The sequence below is a fragment of the Mycobacteriales bacterium genome (genome assembly GCA_035550055.1).
Classification (GTDB): Bacteria; Actinomycetota; Actinomycetes; order JAFAQI01; family JAFAQI01; genus DASZTV01.
On record DASZRO010000018.1, the window covers coordinates 31,262 to 52,641 of the forward strand.

Annotated in this window: 19 protein-coding genes and 1 tRNA gene; 2 read left to right on the forward strand and 18 right to left on the reverse strand. The window is 69.9% G+C overall.

Features of this window, described 5'->3' with window-relative positions; translation table 11 throughout:
- Window positions 1–74: 74 nt before the first annotated feature.
- Window positions 75–1,316, forward strand: coding sequence for an MFS transporter (locus VG899_02455; GenBank protein ID HWA65215.1), 1,242 nt, complete (start codon window positions 75–77; stop codon window positions 1,314–1,316).
- A gap of 165 nt (window positions 1,317–1,481) precedes the next feature.
- Here the strand turns inward: VG899_02455 and VG899_02460 are convergent, their stop codons facing one another.
- From VG899_02460 to VG899_02525, 14 genes are all read right to left on the reverse strand, one after another.
- Window positions 1,482–2,273: a uracil-DNA glycosylase gene (locus tag VG899_02460; GenBank protein HWA65216.1), complete on the reverse strand. Its 792-nt coding sequence runs from the start codon at window positions 2,271–2,273 to the stop codon at window positions 1,482–1,484.
- Entirely contained in the window at window positions 2,273–3,202 is a 930-nt protein-coding gene (locus VG899_02465) for a Ppx/GppA phosphatase family protein (protein HWA65217.1), read from the reverse strand. Before VG899_02465 ends, VG899_02460 begins: the two co-directional genes overlap by 1 nt.
- Window positions 3,199–3,693, reverse strand: coding sequence for a DUF501 domain-containing protein (locus VG899_02470; GenBank protein HWA65218.1), 495 nt, complete (start codon window positions 3,691–3,693; stop codon window positions 3,199–3,201). The genes VG899_02465 and VG899_02470 overlap by 4 nt, the downstream gene beginning before the upstream one ends.
- Window positions 3,680–4,108: a septum formation initiator family protein gene (locus VG899_02475; GenBank protein ID HWA65219.1), complete on the reverse strand. Its 429-nt coding sequence runs from the start codon at window positions 4,106–4,108 to the stop codon at window positions 3,680–3,682. Before VG899_02475 ends, VG899_02470 begins: the two co-directional genes overlap by 14 nt.
- Window positions 4,105–5,391: a phosphopyruvate hydratase gene (eno, locus tag VG899_02480; GenBank protein HWA65220.1), complete on the reverse strand. Its 1,287-nt coding sequence runs from the start codon at window positions 5,389–5,391 to the stop codon at window positions 4,105–4,107. The genes VG899_02475 and eno overlap by 4 nt, the downstream gene beginning before the upstream one ends.
- Window positions 5,392–5,467: 76 nt before the next feature.
- Complete coding sequence (locus VG899_02485) at window positions 5,468–6,085, reverse strand: MazG family protein (protein ID HWA65221.1); 618 nt, start codon at window positions 6,083–6,085, stop codon at window positions 5,468–5,470.
- A gap of 66 nt (window positions 6,086–6,151) precedes the next feature.
- Window positions 6,152–7,165: a SurA N-terminal domain-containing protein gene (locus tag VG899_02490; GenBank protein HWA65222.1), complete on the reverse strand. Its 1,014-nt coding sequence runs from the start codon at window positions 7,163–7,165 to the stop codon at window positions 6,152–6,154.
- A gap of 40 nt (window positions 7,166–7,205) precedes the next feature.
- Window positions 7,206–10,727, reverse strand: coding sequence for a transcription-repair coupling factor (gene mfd / locus VG899_02495; protein ID HWA65223.1), 3,522 nt, complete (start codon window positions 10,725–10,727; stop codon window positions 7,206–7,208).
- Between the two features lie 44 nt (window positions 10,728–10,771).
- A complete protein-coding gene (locus VG899_02500) occupies window positions 10,772–11,092 on the reverse strand; it encodes a YbjQ family protein (GenBank protein ID HWA65224.1) in 321 nt (106 codons plus the stop codon).
- 19 nt (window positions 11,093–11,111) lie between these two features.
- Window positions 11,112–11,684: an aminoacyl-tRNA hydrolase gene (gene pth, locus VG899_02505; protein ID HWA65225.1), complete on the reverse strand. Its 573-nt coding sequence runs from the start codon at window positions 11,682–11,684 to the stop codon at window positions 11,112–11,114.
- A 38-nt stretch (window positions 11,685–11,722) separates the two neighbouring features.
- Complete coding sequence (locus tag VG899_02510; protein HWA65226.1) at window positions 11,723–12,400, reverse strand: 50S ribosomal protein L25/general stress protein Ctc; 678 nt, start codon at window positions 12,398–12,400, stop codon at window positions 11,723–11,725.
- Window positions 12,401–12,501: 101 nt separating this feature from the next.
- Window positions 12,502–13,479, reverse strand: coding sequence for a ribose-phosphate diphosphokinase (locus VG899_02515; protein ID HWA65227.1), 978 nt, complete (start codon window positions 13,477–13,479; stop codon window positions 12,502–12,504).
- 63 nt (window positions 13,480–13,542) lie between these two features.
- Window positions 13,543–14,976, reverse strand: coding sequence for a bifunctional UDP-N-acetylglucosamine diphosphorylase/glucosamine-1-phosphate N-acetyltransferase GlmU (gene glmU / locus VG899_02520; GenBank protein HWA65228.1), 1,434 nt, complete (start codon window positions 14,974–14,976; stop codon window positions 13,543–13,545).
- A gap of 149 nt (window positions 14,977–15,125) precedes the next feature.
- Window positions 15,126–15,198: transfer RNA gene (locus VG899_02525), tRNA-Gln, on the reverse strand.
- A gap of 132 nt (window positions 15,199–15,330) precedes the next feature.
- On the opposite strand from VG899_02525, the gene VG899_02530 reads away from it, so the two are divergent.
- Window positions 15,331–16,302 carry an acyl-CoA desaturase gene (locus tag VG899_02530; GenBank protein ID HWA65229.1) on the forward strand — a complete coding sequence of 324 codons (972 nt, stop codon included), beginning with the start codon at window positions 15,331–15,333 and terminating at the stop codon, window positions 16,300–16,302.
- 100 nt (window positions 16,303–16,402) lie between these two features.
- Here VG899_02530 and VG899_02535 read toward each other — a convergent pair whose 3' ends face one another.
- The 4 genes from VG899_02535 to metG are packed head-to-tail and all read right to left on the reverse strand — an operon-like array spanning window position 16,403 to window position 20,806.
- Window positions 16,403–17,314 (reverse strand): 4-(cytidine 5'-diphospho)-2-C-methyl-D-erythritol kinase, encoded by a 912-nt coding sequence (locus VG899_02535; GenBank protein ID HWA65230.1) that lies wholly within the window; start codon window positions 17,312–17,314, stop codon window positions 16,403–16,405.
- A 23-nt stretch (window positions 17,315–17,337) separates the two neighbouring features.
- On the reverse strand, window positions 17,338–18,189 hold the full coding sequence (rsmA, locus tag VG899_02540; GenBank protein ID HWA65231.1) for a 16S rRNA (adenine(1518)-N(6)/adenine(1519)-N(6))-dimethyltransferase RsmA: 852 nt from the start codon (window positions 18,187–18,189) through the stop codon (window positions 17,338–17,340).
- Window positions 18,180–19,022: a TatD family hydrolase gene (locus tag VG899_02545; GenBank protein HWA65232.1), complete on the reverse strand. Its 843-nt coding sequence runs from the start codon at window positions 19,020–19,022 to the stop codon at window positions 18,180–18,182. Before VG899_02545 ends, rsmA begins: the two co-directional genes overlap by 10 nt.
- Complete coding sequence (gene metG, locus VG899_02550) at window positions 19,019–20,806, reverse strand: methionine--tRNA ligase (protein HWA65233.1); 1,788 nt, start codon at window positions 20,804–20,806, stop codon at window positions 19,019–19,021. The genes VG899_02545 and metG overlap by 4 nt, the downstream gene beginning before the upstream one ends.
- Window positions 20,807–21,380 lie beyond the last annotated feature (574 nt).

Below are 21,380 nucleotides of genomic sequence, written 5' to 3' on the forward strand. Positions count from 1 at the left end.
GCCTGTGGATGAGATGCGACGCGATCAGTGTGACTCTGCGCACGATGGCAGTCCGCAACCTCAGGGGGCCAACCATGCGCCACACCGAGCCCGACCAACGAGTGACCTTCCGCGCGGTCCTGGCCAACCGCGAGTTCAGAGCGCTCTACCTCGCGCAAACGCTCAGCGTGACCGGCGACCAGCTGGCTCGGATCGCCGTCGGGGTGATGATCTTCGATCGAACGGGCTCTTCCGCCCTCACCGGCGTGAGCTATGCAATCAGCTATCTGCCCTGGCTGATCGGAGGTCCGACCCTCTCGGTGCTCGCCGATCGCCACTCGCGTCGAAGCGTGATGATCGCCTGTGACGCGATCCGCACAGCGTTGGTTGTGAGCCTGACGCTGGGTGTCATGACCACACCCGTGGTCCTTTGCTCCGTGTGCCTAGTTGCACTCGCGGAACCACCCTTCGCCTCGGCTCGAGCAGCGTTGATACCCGATGTCGTCGGTGAGGGTCGGAGTTTCGCGGCTGCCTCCACCCTCGGGAACGCAACCAGCCAACTCGCCGTTGTGGTGGGCTTCGCCGGCGGCGGCGCAATCACCGAAGCGTTCGGGGTCGACTTCACCCTCGCGATTGATGCCGCGACCTTCGCGCTGTCCGGTGCCGTCTCGTCGATCGTTGTCACGCATCGTCCGCCAGCCCGCGGCTCGCACCGGTCGTGGCGCGAGGACATGAGGGAAGGCGCGGCCGTCGTATTCGGCACTCGGTCCCTTCGATGGCTCGTGACCACGTCCTGGTTGGTCGTCGGGGCGGCGATCATGACCGAGGCGGCGGCGGTCCCGTACGCCAAGGACCACGGGGGCGGGGCGTTAGCCGCTGGCTTCCTCACCGCAGCGTTGCCCTTCGGTATGACGCTCGGAGCTCTCGCTTTGGGTCGACTGACCAACGACGCCCTCGAGCCGATCTTGCCCGCGCTCGCGCTGCTGTCGCCCGCAGCTCTGTCACTCACAGCGCTCGGGCCATCACCTGTCGGTGCCGGGATCATCTGGCTGGTCGCAGGCATCTTGAGCGCGATGACAGTTGCGGCCAACCGCATCTTCGTCTCGACCGTTGGCTCAGAAGTACGAGGTCGAGCATTCGGCATCGCCAGCGCCGGCATCTCAACTGCGCAAGGCCTGGGCAGCCTCATGGTCGGCCTGCTTTGCCGGCCGCTTGGCCCAAGTGGGGCGATAGGCGCGCTCTCGCTGGCCACCTTCGCCGGCGTCGCCACGCTGACCGCGGGCGGGCGGTCAGCTGAGACGGTCTCTGCGTACGCCGCATCCGGTACATGCAACTAGGCGCAGAAGGGGACCTTCTGCGCCTAGCCGATCGCAACGCCACTCAGCCCCAAGCCACAGTTGCCTGCATCGTGATCACCTCCGTACCCCGGGTGGATTCGGTCCACGGCAGTCTCGGCGACCGTCACTGTGTGACGCGACCAGCAGTTCGCAACCTGTGGATATCTAGGACGGCTCGGCGAGCTCGGCCTTCACGCGGGAGAACACGGCGTCGAGCATCGGCTCGGTGAGCCGGCCGGTGAACGTGTTCTGCTGACTCGGATGGAACGAGCCGACGACGAGCAGGCCGTCCTTGGCCCGCGCCTCGACCTGATGGCCGAACTTCGGTCGCGGACGTGGCATCTCGTGACCGACGGCGCCGAGCACCGGCCACAACGCCGCCCAGGCGAAGCCGCCGAGCGCGACCACTACCCGCAGCGTGTCCTTCAGCAGCGCCAACTCGCGTTCCATCCACGGCCGGCACGTGTCGCGCTCGCTCGGCGTCGGCGCGTTCGCCGGAGGGGCGCAGCGGACCGCCGCGATCATGCGCGAGTCGATCAGCTCCTGCCCATCGGAAGCACTCACCGATATCGGCAGCCGAGCCAGACCCGCCCGATGCAGCGCCGCGAACAGCCAGTCACCGCTGCGGTCGCCGGTGAAGACGCGCCCGGTCCGGTTGCCACCGTGCGCCGCCGGGGCCAACCCGACGATGGCGACGCGCGCATCCGAGGGACCGAATCCGGTCACCGGTCGACCCCAGTATCGCTGGCCGGCGTACGACGCACGGCCGGTACGAGCGACCTCTTCGCGCCAGTCGACCAGCCGAGGGCATGCCCGGCAGACGCTGACCATCGCCGTGAGCTCATCGATGCCCGACGCCGTGGCGGCGAGGCACGTCACGTCATCGGCCGCGCCCGCGACGGGAGTGTGCGGCGTCGCCAGATCGCCGGGCCAGCCGCTGCCGGGCGCGACGACCATCAGCCGCCGACCGCGCTGAACGCGATCCCGTCGAGGATGTCGTGCTCACTGGCGACGACCGACGTGAAGCCACACCGGTCGAGGATCGAGTCGAGGATCAGCGCTCCACCGCCGATGACGTCGACCCGGCCCGGATGCATGACCGGCAGCGCGGCGCGCGACGCGCGGGTCGCAACGAGCATGTCCTCGGTGACGCGGTGGACGTCGGCCGCCCCGACCCGAGCGTGATGGATGCGCTGCGGGTCGTAGATGGGCAGGTCGAGGGCGAGCGCGACCACGGTCGTCACTGAGCCGGCCAGCCCGATCAACGTGCGAGCGCACTGCGCGTCCACCGCGGCGGCCGCGTCGTCGACCGCCGCGGCAATGTCGCTTCGGGCGGCCTCGATCTGGGCCGCAGTCGGCGGATCGTCCGCGAGGTGACGCTCGGTCATCCTGACGCATCCGATGTCCACCGACTTGGCCGCCAACGGCCCCGACTCGTCGCCGACCACAAACTCCGTCGAGCCACCGCCGATATCGACGACGAGGTACGGCGAAGGCCATGCGGTCGAGCCCGTCAGCTCACGCGTCGCGCCGGCGAAGGACAGCGCTGCCTCCTCGTCGCCGCTGATCACCTCAGGTTCGATACCGAGCCGGGCCACCACCCCGTCGACGAACAGCTGCCGGTTCGCGGCGTCGCGGGTCGCGCTCGTCGCGACCATCCGCAGCTGCGCGACGTCGAGGTCGGCGATGACCCTCGCGTACTCGTCGAGCACCGCAAACGTGCGAGCCAACGCGTCGTCGGCAAACCGTCCGGTCCGGTCGACTCCCGCGCCGAGCCGCACCACCTCCATGCGGCGTACGACGTCGCGGAGCCGATCACCGTCGACGTCAGCAACCAGCAGGCGCAACGAGTTGGTCCCGCAGTCCAGCGCGGCGACCCGGGTCACGGCTGCTCGGTCGCCACGTCGACGCACGGCCCGTCTCCCGACCAGTCGTCGATCAGGGTGAGCGCCTCGTCACCGAACGGGTTCACGCCGGGCCCGGCGGCCAACGAGTGGGCGACGAGCACGTGGAGGCACTTGACCCGCGTCGGCATCCCACCGGCGGTCACCGACGTGCCCAACGGCTCGATCTCGTCGCGGCGGGCGAGATAGGCGTCGTGGGCCGCCTGGTAACGCGCTGCGAGGTCAGGGTCGCCCGCAAGCCGGTCGGTCATCTCCTTCATCAGCCCCGACGCTTCGAGGCGCCCGACCGCCGAGCGGATCCGCGGGCAGGTCAGGTAGTACAGCGTCGGGAACGGCGTACCGTCGTCGAGTCGCGGTGAGGTCTCCACCACGTCCGGCAGCCCGCAGCCGCATCGATGCGCCACGGCACGGGTCGCGCGAGGCGGCCGGTGGAGCTGCGCTGCTACCGCCGCCAGATCGTCAGGAGCTACCACTTGCCGACGAGCCACCGGCGGTCTGCATCGACTTCCACAACTCGCTGTACCACGGCCCGCCCGACGCCGGCGGCGCGGCGGGATGCGCGATCGCCTGGGCCAGCGCCTTCGATGCGTGGGACTTGTGAGGTGCGATGACCACAGTTGTGGACTGCCCCGGCATCACGTAGTGCAGTCGCCGCTGCGCCTGCTGCTCGACGTACGACGGGTCGTTCCAGAGCTGGTCCTTCGTGGTCAACTGCGCCACCTTGGACTGCGCGGCCGCGATCTGGCGGTTGAGCGAGGTGATGTCGCCGCGCTGGCTCAGCCAGATCTTGAACGGCAGCGCGATCGCGACGATGACGAACGCGAGGGTCAGCGCCAGCACCGCGGACCGCCCGGTCAGCGTCGTACGCCGTGCCGTTGCCCGAGTCATCCCGACGCCCGCCGTGACCTCGGAAACGCCTGGTGTCCGGCGTAGCGTGCCGCGTCGTCCAGGATCGACTCGATCCGCAGCAGCTGGTTGTACTTCGCCACCCGCTCGCTTCGCGCCGGTGCGCCGGTCTTGATCTGGCCGCAGTTCGTCGCGACGGCAAGGTCGGCGATGGTGGTGTCCTCGGTCTCGCCGGAGCGATGGCTCATCATGCAGCGGTAGCCGCTGCGGTGGGCGAGGTCCACCGCGTCGAGCGTCTCCGACAAGGTGCCGATCTGGTTCACCTTCACCAACAGCGCGTTCGCGGCGCCTTCGGCAACGCCGCGGCGGAGGCGTTCGGGGTTGGTGACGAACAAATCGTCGCCGACGAGCTGGACGCGATCGCCCACCGCCGCCGTCAGCTCGACCCAACCGGCCCAGTCGTCTTCAGCCAGCGGGTCCTCGATCGAGACGATCGGGTAGGAGCCGAGCAGCTCCTCGTAGTAGGCCGCCATCTCCTGGGCGCTGCGGGATCCGCCTTCGAACCGGTAGCCGCCGTCGGCGAAGAACTCGGTCGCTGCGACGTCGAGCGCGATCGCCACGTCCTCGCCCGGGGCGAAGCCGGCCTTCCCGATCGCCTCGATGATCAGGTCGATCGCCTCACGGTTGGACGGCAGGTCCGGGGCGAAGCCGCCCTCGTCGCCCAGCCCGGTGGACAGGCCGCGGCCCTTCAACACTGCCTTCAGCGCGTGGTAGACCTCCGCGCCCCAGCGAAGCGCATCCGCGAACGTGGCGGCGCCGACCGGCGCGATCATGAACTCCTGGACGTCGACGTTCGTGTCGGCGTGGGCCCCGCCGTTGAGAATGTTCATCATGGGGACCGGCAGCAGGTGGGCGTGGGATCCGCCGACGTAGCGGAACAGCGGCAGCTCGGCCGACTCCGCCGCGGCTCGCGCCACGGCCAGTGACACGCCGAGGATCGCGTTGGCGCCGAGCCGGCTCTTGTCCGGCGTGGCGTCCAGGTCGAGCAGCGCCTGATCGAGCAGCCGCTGCTCGCTCGCCTCGAAGCCGATCACCTCGGGACCGATCTCGTCCATGACCGCCGCGACGGCCTGCTGCACACCTTTCCCGCCGTAGCGGTCGCCGCCGTCGCGCCGCTCGACCGCCTCGAAGGCACCTGTCGAGGCACCGCTGGGCACCGCCGCGCGGCCGATCACGTCGTCGTCGAGCAGCACCTCGACCTCGACGGTCGGGTTGCCCCGCGAATCGAGAATCTCGCGGGCGACGACGCCTTCGATGGCGGGCACTCAGCATCTCCTTCAGGTGAACACCGGTCGGTCGAGCCTAACGCCGCGGTGGCGCCGAACCCGGTAGCGAGGAGGGTCAGGACTCGACGGTGAGCGCCGCGTCGCGAAAGGACCGTGCTCGCTGCCGCAGGCACGCTTCCGGATCCAGCTCGCTCGCGCGCATCGCCGACACCGCGCGCCACAACAGCTCCGCCGCGGACTCAGCCGTCGGGTCATCCGCGAAGCTCTGCGCCGCTTCGACCACCGCCGAGCCGGCGACGGGCTGGTCACCGACCTTGCGTTGCAGCTTCGCCGCGAGCGTCAGCGCCGGCAACGCGAGCGGGACGCTCGCCACCGGCGACGTCCCGCCGCGCTCGGTCGCCTTGATCTGCTCCCAGTTGCGATTGACCTCGTCGGCGCCGGCCACCTCGACGTCGCCGAACACATGCGGGTGGCGTCGGGTGAGCTTGGCCACCAAACCGGCCGCGACGTCGTCGATCGACCAGCGCTGCCCGACGGGCAGCTCCTCGGCGAGGCGGGCGTGGAAGAGCACCTGCAACAGAACGTCTCCGAGCTCGTCACGGAGATGGGCGAGGTCGCCGTCCTCGATCGCCTGCAGCGCCTCGTACGCCTCCTCGATCAGGTACGGCGCGAGACTGGCGTGCGTCTGCTCCGCATCCCAAGGACACCCGCCCGGCGAGCGCAGCCGGTCCATGACCGACACCGCCTCGAGCAGAGCACGACCGGCTGGCGGGTCAGTGTCGGACCGCCGCACTGTGACTCAGCCTGCGGAGCTGATCGCGCTCTTGCGGGCGACCACCGTCTGCGACGACGCGTCCCACTTGCCGTAGCGGGGACTCACGTTGACCCCGAGCTTGCGGCCCTCGGCGGCCAGCGCCTGCTGGAGCAGGGTGGTCGCCTGCGCGGAGTACAGCGACTCCTTCAGCTGCGCAGTGGCCTGCGACAGCGGGATCAGGTTGCGGCTGTTCACCCGTACGACGGAGTAGACGCCGTTCGCGTGAGCGATCCCGACGCTGCCCGGCACCGCGTGGGCAACACCGCCGAGCAGCGAGATGATCTCCGAACGCGGTACCTGACCGACCTCGCCGCCGTTGGAGGCGGTCGTGGTGTCGAGCGAGTACTTCTGCGCCAGGCTTTCGAAGCTGGCCGGGTCTCGACGCACCTTCGCCAGGATCCGCTGCGCAAGACGCTGCTTTGACACGGCGATCTGGGACACGTCGAGGGTGTCGAACTGGTCGATGTCCTTCTTGTACTCGGCCTCGAGCTGCTCGGGTGTGGCCGGCAGCGTCGCGACGAGTGCATCGCTGAGCTGCTGCTGGAGCACGGTCAACCGGATGAGCTCCGGGAGCTGCGCGGGCGCGACGCCGACGCTTTCGGCCGCCTGCTCCTGCAACGCCGACATGCTGCCGGCCTGCTGCACGAACTGCGCCGTCTGGTCGCTGATCTCCTTGTCGGTCACCGTCACGCCGTGCGCCGCCGCAGTCGCGCTGATCAGCTTGTCGCTGATCAGCCGGCTCAGCGTCAACCGGACGAAGCCCGCTTTGCTGCCCCCAAGTGCAGCGCTGAACTGCGAGCCCGGCGCCAGCGCGGAGGAGATCTGCGGATCCTTGAGGGCGGTGTCGACCTCGCCCTGCAGGGTCGCGATGGAGATCCGGCTGCCGCCGATGACGGCGGCCGCGTCCGGGCTGGTGTCGCAGCCGGCGAGCACCGGGACGGCGACAGTGGCGAGCGCCGCGACGGCGACCCGGCGTACGCCGCGCAGGCCTAGCTTCATGACACGCGAGGCTATCGGAGCCACCCCGGCGCCGACGCGGTCAGGTGGCCGGCACCGTCTGGAGATCGGCCACCACGACCTGCAGGACCTCTCGGCACCAGTCCAGCAGCGCCCGGTCACGCAACGGCTGCCCCGCGATTCTGGCCGTGGTCGGAGCGGTGACCAGCACCGTCTTGGTGGCCGCTTTGACGACCGACCCGGGATGCAACCGGGCCAGCCGCAGGGCCTGGGACTCCCGCAGCTCGAGCGGGGTGAACCTGACGTACTTGCCCTGCGCGGCGACCTCGGCGACACCGAAAGACCGGGCGAACGCGCGGAAGGAGGCGACCGCGAGCAGGTTCTCCACCGGAGCGGGGGGCTCGCCGTACCGGTCGCGCAGCTCCTGGCGGACCTCCGCGATGTCGGCGTCGGTGTACGCCGAGGCGAGCCGGCGGTAGGCCTCCAGCCGCAGCCGCTCCCCGGGCACGTAGTCGTGCGGCAGGTGGGCGTCGATCGGCAGCTCCACCTTGACCTCGAGCTGCTCCTCCGCGGGGCCCCCCTTGAACTCCGCGACCGCCTCCCCGACGAGGCGCACATAGAGGTCGAAGCCGACCGCGGCGATGTGCCCTGACTGCTCGCCGCCGAGCAGATTGCCCGCACCTCGGATCTCGAGGTCCTTCATGGCGACGTGCATGCCGGCTCCGAGGTCGGAATGCTGCGCGATCGTCGCGAGCCGGTCGTGCGCCTCCTCGGTCAACGGCTTGTCCGGTGGATACAGGAAGTAGGCGTACGCCCGCTCGCGCGCCCGACCGACCCGGCCACGCAGCTGATGCAGCTGCGAGAGCCCGAGCAGATCGCCGCGCTCGACGATCAGGGTGTTGGCGTTGGACACGTCGAGGCCGTTCTCCACGATCGTCGTACAGACCAGCACGTCGTACTCGCGCGCCCAGAAACCCACCATGATCCGCTCGAGCTCGTGCTCGCTCATCTGCCCGTGGGCGGTGGCGATCCTGGCCTCCGGGACGAGCTGCCCGAGCCGGGCGGCAGCGCGGTCGATCGACTCGACGCGGTTGTGGATGTAGAACGCCTGGCCTTCGCGCAGCAGCTCCCGCCGGATCGCCGCCGCGATCTGCCGCTCGTCGTAGGCACCGACGAAGGTGAGCACCGGATGGCGCTCCTCGGGCGGTGTCTGGATGACGCTCATCTCACGAATGCCGGTGATCGACATCTCCAGGGTCCGCGGGATCGGCGTCGCCGACATCGTGAGGACGTCGACCGAGGTACGCAGCTGCTTCAGGAACTCCTTGTGCTCGACGCCGAAGCGCTGCTCCTCGTCGACCACGACCAGGCCGAGATCTTTGATCTTCGTCGACGGCTGCAGAAGTCGATGGGTGCCGATCACGACGTCGATGGAGCCGTCGGCGAGGCCCGCGAGGACTTCGTCGCGCTCCTTTTCGGTCTGGAACCTCGACAGTGCGCGGACCGTCACCGGGAACGCGGCGAACCGCTCGGAGAAGGTCGCGTAGTGCTGCTGCGCGAGCAGCGTGGTCGGGACGAGTACGGCGACCTGCTTGCCGTCCATCACCGCCTTGAACGCAGCGCGGACCGCGATCTCGGTCTTGCCGTAACCGACGTCGCCGCAGATCACCCGGTCCATCGGGTGCGGCGCCTGCATGTCCGCTTTCACGTCGTCGATTGCGCCGAGCTGATCCGGGGTCTCCACGTAGGCGAACGCGTCCTCGAGCTCACGCTGCCACGGCGTGTCCGGGCCGAAGGCGTGACCGGGCGTCGCCATGCGGGCCGCGTAGAGCCGGATCAGCTCCGCAGCGATCTCGCGCACCGCTTTGCGGGCCCGCCCCTTGCGCTTGGCCCAGTCACCACCGCCGAGCTTGTCCAGGCTCGGCGACTCGCCGCCGACGTACCTCGTCACCTGGTCGAGCGCGTCGGTCGGGACGTAGAGCCGATCGCCCGGCTGACCCCGCTTGCTCGGCGCGTACTCGATGACGAGGTACTCGCGGGTGGCGCCGGCGACGGTGCGTTGCACCAGGTCGATGTAGCGGCCGACGCCGTGCTGTTCGTGGACGACCGCGTCACCGGGCTTGAGGGTCAGCGGGTCGATCGTGCCGCGGCGTTTGCTCGGCATCCGCGCGCCGTCACGCGACGAACCGCGCACCCCGCTGAGGTCGCTCTCGGTGAGGACCGCGAGCCGCAGCGCGGGCGAGACGAACCCGGTCTCCAGGCACCCGGTGGTCACGTGCACCACCGCGGGAGCGAGGTCGGGATCGAGCGCGTCGTCGGTGCGGGCAGCGACACCCTCATCGCGCAACACCTCGACCAGCCGCTGCCCGGACCCGTGGCCTTCGGTGACGACGCTGACCCGCCAGCTGTCGCTCACCCACGCGCGCAGGTCGTCGACGGCCCGCTTGATGTCGCCTCGGTAGAGCTCCGGAGGTTGCAGGCTCGACGTCACCGAGTCGTCATCGAGCTCCTCGTCGGTCACGAACGGGCTCACCGACAACCAGGGCAAGCCGAGCTCTGCGGCACGGGCGCGGATCTCGCCCACCGACCGGTACGCCGCCGCGCCCAGGTCGATCGGGGTACCGCCGCCGTCGGCAGCGACGGCCCACGACGCCTCCAGGAACTCCTGGCTGGTGCGGACGAGGTCACTTGCCCGCGACCTCACGCGCTCCGGGTCGCAGACCACGATCCGGCTCCGCGCGGGAAGCAGGTCGAGCAACAGGACGAGGTCGTCGACCAGGACCGGCGCGAGGGACTCCATGCCTTCGACCGCGATGCCGTCAGCGAGCTTGTCCAGGATGTCGGCGAGCTCGGGGCGTTGCGCGGCGAGCGCGCGAGCGCGGGCGCGCACCTCGTCGGTGAGCAGCAGCTCCCGACACGGCGGAGCCCACAACCCGTGGGCGGCGAGCTCGAGGGAGCGCTGGTCGGCCACCGCGAAGGTGCGGATCTCCTCGACCTCGTCACCGAAGAACTCGACGCGGACCGGGTGGTCCTCCGTCGGCGGGAACACGTCGAGGATGCCCCCGCGTACGGCGAACTCCCCGCGGCGCTCGACCATGTCGACCCGGGTGTAGGCGATCGCGACCAGGGACTCCACGAGCGCGTCGAAGTCGGCGACGTCCCCCGGCTGCAACGCGACGGGGACCAGATCGCCGAGCCCGGGCACCAGCGGCTGGAGCACGCTGCGGATCGGCGCCACGACGACGGACACCGGTCCGGTGGTGGCATCGTCGCCGGGGTGAGCGAGCCGGCGCAGCACCGCCAGCCGGCGCCCGACGGTGTCCGCCCGCGGCGACAGGCGCTCGTGGGGCAGCGTCTCCCACGCCGGGAACTCGACGATCCCGTCCGGGGGCAGGATGGACCGCAGCGCCTCAGCGAGATCGCTGCACTCGCGCTCGGTCGCGGTGACGGCAAGGACCGGGCGATCCGGGGCGACGAGCGCCGCAACGGCGAACGGGCGTACTCCGGGCGGACCGCTGAGGTCCACAGCGGCGCCCGCCGGACCCGCCAGCTGCTCGAGCGCCGGATCGGCGCGAAGCGCCGAGAGCAGCGGGGAAAGTGACATGACCCGCCCAGGCTATGGGCGGGCGGTGACCGCCTGCCGGCTGCCTACAGCTTGGTGACCTTCACCGCAGTGCCGTACGCGCAGATCTCGGTCCACATGTCACCCATCTCGGAAGTGTCGAAGCGCATCGCGAGGACGGCGTTGCCGCCGCGCCGCTGGGCCTCCTCGACCATCCGGTTCATGACCTCGTTGCGGCTCTCGTACAGCGCCTTGGTCATGCCTTTCAACTCACCGCCGAACATCGACTTCAGCCCGGCCCCCATCTGGGAGAACGCGTTGCGCGAGCGGACCGTCAGGCCCCACACCTCGCCCAACACCTCGTCGATCCGGTAGCCGGGAAGGTCGTTCGTCGTCGCCACGATCATGGCGCGGACCATACCGCGACTAGTTGAAGGTGTTCTGAGCGGCGACGAGGCCGTCGCTGAGCAGCAGCTCCACCGCGTCGGCGGCGCGCTCGAGCTGTACGCCGAGCTCCTCGCGGGCGGCAGCGGGGAAGTCGCGCAGGACGAAGTCCGCCGGGTCCTGTCGCCCCGGTGGGCGGCCCACGCCGAGCCGGACCCGGTAGAACTCGCCGGAGCCGAGTGATGCTCGAAGTGACCTCAGACCGTTGTGGCCGTTGTCTCCGCCACCGAGCTTCAGGCGGATCGTCCCGAACTCGAGATCGAGCTCGTCGTGGATCACCACGACCCGGCCGACCGGCACCTTGAAGAACTTCGTGAGCCCGGCGGCCGGACCCCCGGACTCGTTCATGTAGACGCGCGCCTTCGCGAGCACGCACCGCTCACCGACGAGCCGGGTTTCGGCGACGTCGGCACGGGCCTTGTGGGCCTTGAACGACGCGCCCGCCCGGGTCGCCAGCAGGTCGACCGCCATGAAGCCGACGTTGTGACGGTTGCCGGCGTACTGCGCCCCGGGATTGCCCAAGCCGAGCACCAACCAGGGCGCTTCGTCCGGCATGCGGTCGCCGCCGTGGAGGCGGTGGAGGAGCGCCAGCGCTACTCGGCGGCGGGCTCTTCCGAGCCGCCTTCGGCGGGAGCCTCGTCGGCCGCGGGTTCGCCTGCCGCCTCAGCGGTCTCGGTGGGCTCGGCCTCGCCCGCCTCACCGGCGCCCTCGGCCGCCAGCTGCTCGGCGGTCGGTGCGGCGACGACGTGCAGCACGAGCTGGTCGGGCTCGCCGACCAGCTCGGCACCCTCAGGAAGCTTGATGTCGCCGGCGTGGATCGCCGCACCGACCTCGAGGCCCTCGATCGAGACCTCGACGCCGGACGGGATGTGAGTCGCCTCGGCCGTGACCGACAGCGTGGTGAGGGACTGCTCGAGCAGCCCGCCGGAGACGATCGCGCCGTCGAGGGTGATCGGGATGTCCACGGTGATCCGCTCGCCGCGGCGGACCAGGATCAGGTCCAGATGCTCGATGTCACCGCGGACCGGGTCACGCTGGATCGACTTCGGGAGCGCCAGCTCGTTGCCGTCGGCGAGCTGCAGCTCGAGCAGGACGTTGGCACCGTCGGTGCGCAGCGCGTGCTCGAACTCGCGCGTCGGTACGGAGATGTGGCGCGGGTCGCTGCCGTGGCCGTACAGGACGGCCGGGATCTTCCCTGACCGCCGGGTACGCCGTGCGCCGCCCTTGCCGAACTCGGTGCGCGGTTCGGCGGCGATACGGACCTCGGGCACAGCAATGACTCCTTGACTACGCGACGCTGATGATCAGCGCTGGGAAGCGCGAACGAGTCTAGGTGAAGCCCTGAAAATGCGCGAAACCAGCCGGAACGGAGCTAGGCGTTGCCGTCGAAGAGGCTCGTGACGGAACCGTCCTGGAACACCTCTTGGATGGCGCGGGCGAGCAGCGGAGCGATGGAGAGCACCGTCAGGCCGTCGTAGTGCTGCTCGTCGGTCAACGGCAGCGTGTTCGTGACCACGACCTCGGAGATCCGGCTGTTCTTCAACCGGTCGATCGCAGGTTCGGAGAACTCGCCGTGGGTCGCGGCGACGATCACCTCGGTAGCGCCCGAGTCCAGCAGGATGTCTGCCGCCTTCGTGATGGTGCCGCCGGTGGCGATCATGTCGTCGATCAGCAGGCAGCGTTGCCCCTCGACGTCACCAACCACGCGGTGCGCGACGACCTGGTTGGCCACCTTGGGGTCGCGGGTCTTGTGCACGAAGGCGACCGGTGCGCCGCCGAGGCGGTCAGCCCAGCGCTCGGCCATTCGGACCCGGCCCGTGTCCGGCGAGACGACCGTGAACTCGCCGCCGTACTTGTCCGCCACGTAGTCGGCGAGCAACGGCAGCGCGAACAGATGGTCGACGGGGCCGTCGAAGAAGCCCTGGATCTGCGCGGTGTGCAGGTCGACGGACATGAGCCGGTCGGCGCCCGCGGTCTTGAACATGTCGGCCAGCAACCGCGCCGAGATCGGTTCGCGCCCCAGGTGCTTCTTGTCCTGGCGCGCGTACGGATAGAACGGCATCACCACTGTGATCCGTTTGGCGGAGGCGCGCTTGAGCGCGTCGACCAGGATCAGCGCCTCCATGATCCATTTGTTGATCGGCGGCCCGTAGGACTGGATCACGAACGCGTCCGCACCGCGCACCGACTCTTCCGGGCGGGCGTAGATCTCGCCGTTGGCGAACTCCCGGATCTGGGTCGGGCTCACCGAGATCCCGACGTGGTCGGCCACCTCGTCGGCAAGCGCCGGGTGCGCACGCCCCGAGAAGAGCAACAGCGTCTTCTCGCCTTGCGTCTTGATGCCGGTCACTTTGGGGGCTCTCCCTGCTCGGTTCTTGCGGTCGACCGGGGAAGTCGCCTCCATTGTCACCCGTTATTCAACTTCGCCGCGGGCCCGGCGTGCCGCCTTGGCGGCGTTCGAGTCGGGGCGCCGCTTCTCGACCCACCCCTCGACGTTGCGCTGCTTCTCCCGGGCGATCCCCAGGGCGCCCGGCGGCACGTCCTCGGTGATCACGGAGCCGGCCGCGGTGTACGCGCCGTCGGCGATCGTCACGGGGGCGACGAGCATCGTGTCCGAGCCGACCCGGGCGTCGTCGCCCACCACGGTCTTGTGCTTGTCGACGCCGTCGTAGTTGACGAAGACGGTGGCAGCGCCGATGTTCGACCGCTCACCGATCTGCGCGTCGCCGACGTACGACAGGTGCGGCACCTTCGTGTCGTCGCCGATCTCGGCCTGCTTCGTCTCGACGTACGCTCCGATCTTGCCTCTGGCGCCGAGCTTGGTCCCGGCGCGCAGGTAGGCGAACGGGCCGACGTCGGCGTCCTCACCGATCTCGGATCGCGTGCAGTGCGACTTCACGACCTTCGCGCCGCGGCCGACCCGGGTGCTGCGCAACGTGCTGTCGGGACCGACCTCGGCGAAGGCCGCGACATGCGTCGTGCCGTGCAGCTGAGTGTTCTGGTGGATCACGCAGTCGGGCTCGAGCGTGACGCGAACGCCCATCCACGTCGTCTGCGGGTCGATGATCGTCACGCCCTCGCGCATCCAGTGCGCCACGATCCGGTCCCGCATGGACCGGCGTACGGCGGCGAGCTGGATCCGGTCGTTGACGCCGAGTGTCTCGGTTTCCGGCACTGTGACGGCAGACACGATCTCGCCGTCACCGACGAGCAGTGCGATGACGTCGGTGAGGTACTCCTCGCCTTGGGCGTTGTCGGTCGTGACCCGCGCCAGCGCGGCGCGCAGCTTGGCGCCGTCGAAGGCGTAGATGCTCGTGCCGACCTCACGGATCGCTCGCGCGGCGTCGTCCGCGTCGCGGTCCTCGACGATGGCGCAGACCTGGCCGTCGCTGCCCCGGATGACCCGGCCGTACCCCTGCGGGTCGCTCACCTCGCTGGTAAGCAGCGTGGCCGCAGCAGCAGAACGCGAGTGCTCGGCGAGCAACGCCTGCAGCGACGCGGTGGTGATGAGCGGCGCGTCGCCGGGGAGCACGAGCACGGTGCCCTCGCCAGGGACGCCGGCCGCCTTCAGCGCCATTCGGACGGCATGTCCGGTCCCGAGCTGCTCTTCCTGGACGACCGGGATCGCGGTGGACTCGATCTCCGTGAGGTGCTCGATGATCTGCTCGCGCTTGTGGCCGACCACCACCACCGTGTGCGCGGCGCCGAGCGGATCGGTGGCGGCGAGCACGTGCCCAAGCAGGCTGCGCCCGCAGATCGCATGGAGCACCTTGGCAAGCGCCGACTTCATCCGCTTGCCCTCGCCGGCTGCCAGCACCACCACAGCAGCAGGCGCGTGGTCGCTCACGAGGTGAGCCTACCGAGCGACACAACCCAGATCCGGCCCTCATCGGTGCCGAAGAAAACACAAACGTTGCAGTTGTCCGCGTGTGTCCCACGCCGCCCGCCACACGGGGCCACCCACGTCACGTTTGTGTGTTCTTACGTACGGCGTTGCTCCCCGACGAGGATTCGAACCTCGATAACGAGATCCAAATTCTCGCGTCCTGCCTGGTTGGACGATCGGGGATTGGATCGACACTGAGCCTAAGACCTCACTGCGGCTATCCGTGTCTCGGAGTTGCTGCCGGGTAGGACAATGCGGGCAGACTGTTCACAGCACCGCGTTGAACGATCGAGCTTTCCGACAGGACAGGGCGCCATGACGCAGACGATCACTCCCCCGATCGACGACACCGTCGAAGCGGGTCCGCGGGCTGCGCTTCCCGCCACCGGCCTGGTACGCAGCAAGGCGGCCGCCCGGGCCGAACAGGTGATCCTCTTGGTCGTCATCGCGGTCCCGCTGGCTGCGGTGCTCGCGGCGGTCCCCGTTGCGTGGGGGTGGGGGCTGGGCTGGCACGACGTGGTCATCGCGGTCGTGATGTACGCGATCTCCGGGCACGGCATCACCGTCGGCTTCCACCGGTACTTCACCCACGGCGCCTTCAAGGCGAAGAAGGCCCTGCGCGTCGCACTGGCGATCGCGGGCAGCTTGGCGATCGAGGGGCCGGTGATCCGCTGGGTCGCCGATCACCGCCGCCACCACGCCTACAGCGACCGGGAAGGCGACCCGCACTCGCCGTGGAAGTACGGCGAAAACCTCCGGTCGCTGGTGAAGGGCCTCTGGCATGCGCACATCGGCTGGATGTTCGACATCGAGCAGACCAACCACGAGCGCTACGCGCCCGACCTGCTCGCCGACCGGGCCATCGTCAAGATCTCAAAAGCGTTCCCGTGGTGGGCCGCACTCAGCCTGCTCACCCCGCCACTGGTCGGCTACCTGTGGTCCGGCTTCACCTGGCAGGGCGCCGCGACCGCGTTCTTCTGGGCGAGCCTGGTCCGGGTCGCCCTGCTCCACCACGTGACCTGGTCGATCAACTCGATCTGCCACGCGGTGGGCAAGCACCCGTTCACCAGCCGGGACCGGGCCGGCAACGTGTGGTGGCTTGCGATCCCCTCGATGGGCGAGTCCTGGCACAACCTGCACCACGCCGACCCGACCGCGGCCCGCCACGGCGTCCTTCGCGGACAGCTCGACTCGACCGGCCGGATCATCTGGACGATGGAAAAGCTCGGCCTCGCCTACGACGTCCGCTGGCCGTCCCCGGAGCGGATCCACGCCAAGCTCGCGTAGCGCGCACGCCCCGCCTCCGCCGAAAACCCCTCCGCCGAGCCCAACGTTGTTGGTCTTTCGGGGGCTCTGAGAGACCAACAACGTTGGGCTCGACGTCTTGTCAGGTGGTGATGCGGGCGCCGGGTGCCGGGCCGGAGGCGCGGCGGACGGTACGGCAGACGTCGTAGCCGGCGAGCGCTGCCGCGATCCGTACGGCGTCTCCCGGCGTTGCCGCGAGCAGCGCGACGGTCGGACCCGACCCGGAGATGATGCCGCCGGTGGCGCCGAGCTCGCGGCCGGCCTCGAGCACCCGCGCCAGGTTCGGGCGCAGCTGTAGCGCCGGGGCCTGCAGGTCGTTGCGCAGCGCCCGGCCGAGGGCGACCGGATCCCCCGCCCGCAACGCCGCCAGCACCTCGTCCGGCGGCGAGGCCTCGACGTCGATCGCGTCCCCGCGCTGCCGGTCGAGCTCGGCGTAGACGGTCGGGGTCGACAACCCCGACTCGGCGACGGCCAGCACCCAGTGCCACTCGCCGCGGCTCAGTACAGGCGAGACCACCTCGCCGTGCCCCGTGCCGAGCGCCGTACCGCCGTGGAGCAGGAACGGTACGTCGCTGCCGAGCGCCGCCGCGAGCCGCTCGAGGTCACGCTGGGCGAGGTCAGCCCCCCACAGCGCGTCCGCCGCGACCAACGCGGCCGCAGCATCCGCGCTGCCGCCGGCAAGGCCGCCACCGACCGGGATGTCCTTGCGCAGCCGCAGGTGCGCGCCGGCGTCGACGCCGGCAACGGAAGCGACGGCGCGCACCGCCCGGACCGCGAGGTTGTCTTCGCCGAGCGGGACCTCTCCGGCGCCTTCGCCCTCTATCTCGACGGTGATCCCGCGCTGCTCCGACCGTTCGAGCACCACGGTGTCGAACAGGCTCACCGCGTGGTAGATCGTGTGCAGCTCGTGCTTGCCGTCCGGACGAAGCGGACCGACGCCGAGATGCAGGTTGACCTTCGCCGGCACCTTGACGGTGACACTGTGAACCGGCACCCGACCGATCGTAAGGCGGCGACCTACCGGCGCTGTTCGGCGATCCGTGCGAACGCCGCGACGTCGAGCGTCTCCCCGCGGGCTGCCGGGTCGACGCCGGCTGCAGCGAGCGCCGCCTCAGCCGCCGCGGGCGAGCCTGCCCACCCGGCCAGGGCAGCACGCAGCGTCTTTCTCCGCTGGGCGAACGCGGCGTCGATCACCGCGAACACCTCGGTCCGGGCGGCGGCCGTCGGCGGCGGCTCGCCGCAGCGGAACCGGACCAGGCCCGAGTCGACGTTCGGCACCGGCCAGAACACCTGCCGCGGCACCGAACCAGCCCGCTGCGCCGACGCCCACCAGGCGAGCTTCGCGCTGGGCGCGCCGTACACCCGCGATCCCGGAGGAGCGGTCAGCCGGTCCGCAACCTCCGCCTGCACCATGACCAGCCCGTGCCGCAGCGAAGGAAGCACCTCGAGCAGGTGCAGCAGCACCGGGACCGCGACGTTGTAGGGCAGGTTCGCCACGAGCGCCGTCGGAGCCTGCGCAAGCCCGGTCAGCCGAAGCGCGTCCTGCGCGATCACCTCGAGCCGGTCGGCGTACGACGGCGCGAACGACGCCACCGTCGACGGCAGCGCGCCGGCCAACGCGGGCTCGATCTCGACCGCGACCACCTTCGCGACCGACGGCAGCAACGCCAGTGTCAGCGAGCCGAGGCCCGGCCCCACCTCGACGACGAGGTCGTTCGCGGTGAGCTCGGCGGCAGCCGCGATCCGACGGACCGTGTTCGGGTCGATCACGAAGTTCTGGCCTCGCGACTTGCTCGGTCGCAGGCCGAGCGAGTCCGCCAGCGCGCGAACCTCTGCGGGCCCGAGCAGCCCGGCGCCGGTCACTGCCAGCCGAAGACGCGAGCCGCGTTGGCCGTCACGGCGGCGGCGATCTCCGCCTCGTCCACGCCCTTGACGTCGGCGATCGCGCGGACGGTCAACGGCACAAGGTACGGCGCGTTCGGCGCGCCGCGGTACGGCATCGGGGTCAGGAACGGCGCGTCGGTCTCGACGAGCAGCTGGCCGAGGGGGGCGACCGCCGCCGCATCACGCAGGTCTTGTGCGTTCTTGAAGGTGACGTTGCCGGCGAAGGACATCACGTAACCGCGGTCGGCGCACTTGCGGGCGAACTCGGCGTCGCCGGAGAAACAGTGGAAGATCACCCGGTCGGGCGCTCCCTCGCTCTCCAGCACCCGCAGCACGTCCTCGTGGGCGTCGCGGTCGTGGATCACCACCGCCTTGCCCGTCTGCTTGGCGATCGCAATGTGACGGCGGAAGGACTCCTCTTGCGGCCCCCAGCCGGCATCCTCGGTGCGGTAGTGATCCAGCCCGGTCTCACCGATCGCCACGACGCGATCGTGCGCGGCGAGGCGCGCGATCTCGTCCCACTCGGCCTCGCTCGCCGCGTGCGCCTCGTTGGGGTGCACCGCGACGGCCGCCCACACGTCGTCGCGCGAGCCGGCAAGATCGACGCTCCACCGCGACGACGGCACGTCGATCCCGATCTGCACGACGCGGGTGATGCCGACTGCGCGCGCCGCCGCCATGATCTGCTCGACGTCGCCGTCCATCAGGTCGAGATGACAGTGGCTGTCGATCGCCGCAGCGGCGAGTGCGGGCGGGGCCGGTGGCGGCTCCCCGGTTCGGCCGGACTTCCGCTCTCGGCCGGACGCCGAGACGCTCACGCGCCCTCCAATCGGGCCAGCTCCTCGTCGACGACGCCGACGTCGAGCTTCGCGAACAGCGGTGTCGGCGGCTCGACCGGGTTGCCGACCTTCAACGGGTCGCGTTGCCATCGAACGTCGCTGCGGTAGTCGCCGGTCAGGATCGGGTACGCCGGACCGCCGTCGAGGTCGTCGACCTCCCGCAGCTCGGGCTGCGCAGCGAGCACGCCGTCCCGGCCGAGCAGCTGGTGCACCTGTTGCGACGTCTGCGGCAGGAACGGCGCCAGCAGCGTCGTGCAGTCGCTGACCGCCTGGAGCGCCACGTGCAGGATGGTCGCCATCCGGTCGGGCTGCGACTCGCGCAGCTTCCACGGCGCCTGCTCCGACAGGTACTTGTTGGCCTCGGCCACGACTCGCATCGTCTCGCTGAGCGCCGCCCTCATCCGCGACCGTTCGAGGTCGGCGCCGACCGCTGCGAACGCGCCGTCGGTGACGCCGAGCAGCGCACGGTCGACGTCGGTGAGCTCCCCGGCGGCCGGCAGCGAGCCGAGGTTCTTGGCCGTGAAGGACAGGGTGCGGTTGACCAGGTTGCCCCACGCCGCGACCAGCTCGTCGTTGTTGCGTCGTACGAACTCCGACCAGGTGAAGTCGGTGTCGTTGGACTCCGGACCGGCGGCGGTCAGGTAGTAGCGCAGCGAGTCAGCGGAGTAGCGGTCCAGGAAGTCCCGGACGTAGATGACGACGGCGCGACTGGAGGAGAACTTGCGGCCCTCCATCGTGAGGAACTCACTCGACACGACCTCGGTCGGCAGCTGGAGCTGCCCGTACTCGCCGGGCGTGCCGCCCTTGGCCCCGAGGCCGTCGTAGCCGAGCAGCTCAGCCGGCCAGATCTGGGAGTGGAAGGTGACGTTGTCCTTGCCCATGAAGTAGAAGGACTCCGCCGCCGGGTCGGTCCACCAGGCGCGCCACGCGTCCGCGTCGCCGCTGCGCCGAGCCCACTCGATCGACGCCGACAGGTAGCCGATGACGGCGTCGAACCAGACGTAGAGCCGCTTCGTCGGGTTGTCCTCCCAGCCGGGCAACGGGATCGGGACACCCCAGTCGATGTCGCGACTCATCGCGCGCGGCTTGAGGTCGTCGATGAGGTTGAGCGAGAACTTCAAGACGTTGGGTCGCCAGTCCTTGCGGGTCTGCAACCACGAGCCGAGCGCGTCGGCGAGCGCCGGCAGGTCGAGGAAGAACTGCTCCGTCTCGACGAACTGCGGCACCTCGCCGTTGATCCGTGACCGCGGGTTGATCAAAGCGTCGGCGTCGAGCTGGTTGCCGCAGTTGTCGCACTGGTCGCCACGGGCGCCGTCGTACCCGCAGATCGGGCAGGTGCCCTCGATGTAGCGGTCGGGCAACGTGCGCCCGGTCGACGGCGAGATCGCGCCCTTGGTGGTGCGCTCGATCATGTAGCCGTTGCGGTGCAGGGTGCGAAACATCTCCTGGACGACGGCGTAGTGGTTGCGGGTCGTCGTGCGGGTGAACAGGTCGTAGGACAGCCCGAGCCGCTGTAGGTCCTCGGCAATCACCCGGTTGTAACGGTCGGCGAGCTCGCGCGGCGTCACGCCTTCCTGGTCGGCCTGCACCAGGATCGGCGTGCCGTGCTCGTCGGTGCCGCTGACCATGAGGACGTTGTTGCCGGCGAGGCGGTGGTAGCGGCTGAAGACGTCGGACGGTACGCCGAAGCCCGCGACGTGGCCGATGTGCCGCGGGCCGTTCGCGTAGGGCCACGCCACCGCGGCAAGGATCTGGCGCGACATGGATCAGAGCCTATTCACGCTCGCACGCCGAAATCGTCCGCGCGAGTGTCGCAGCCGGGCAGGGCGGGGAAAAGCAGCGAAAATAGCGCGAAGCCCCTCCGTGTATGAGACGGAGGGGCTTCGCTTCGAATCCTTGCTGCACCGGCGAAGCCGACCGATCAACCAGGGTCGATCACTCGACTGCCGTGCGTTGCAAGAACTCGGACTCCGGTCCTGAGGACCCGCGCGATGCCCCGCTGCCACCACGCTCCAGTTGCCCGGAACAGGTGGACCGCGACGCGGCCCGGTCGCCCGAACCGCTCGCTCCGCGCCTCGACTGGTAGCCCTAGTTGCCTAGGAGCCAGCCGCCTCGCGTCGCGTCGTACCTGGCGTTTCCGGATCCGATCTCCTGGTTGCCCAGGGGCTCGGCTCCGACTGCCCGAGTACGTCACACCCTGTTGCCAAGGTGCTTTGCATCTTGCGTTGCTTCGGGTTCCCGAAGGCCCCCTCCGCGTGGTCTCCGTTTCCGGTGACAGACGGATTTGTAGTGGGTAGCCGGGGGTAGCACAAGAGGTTTCCAGAAGTATTTTCAAGA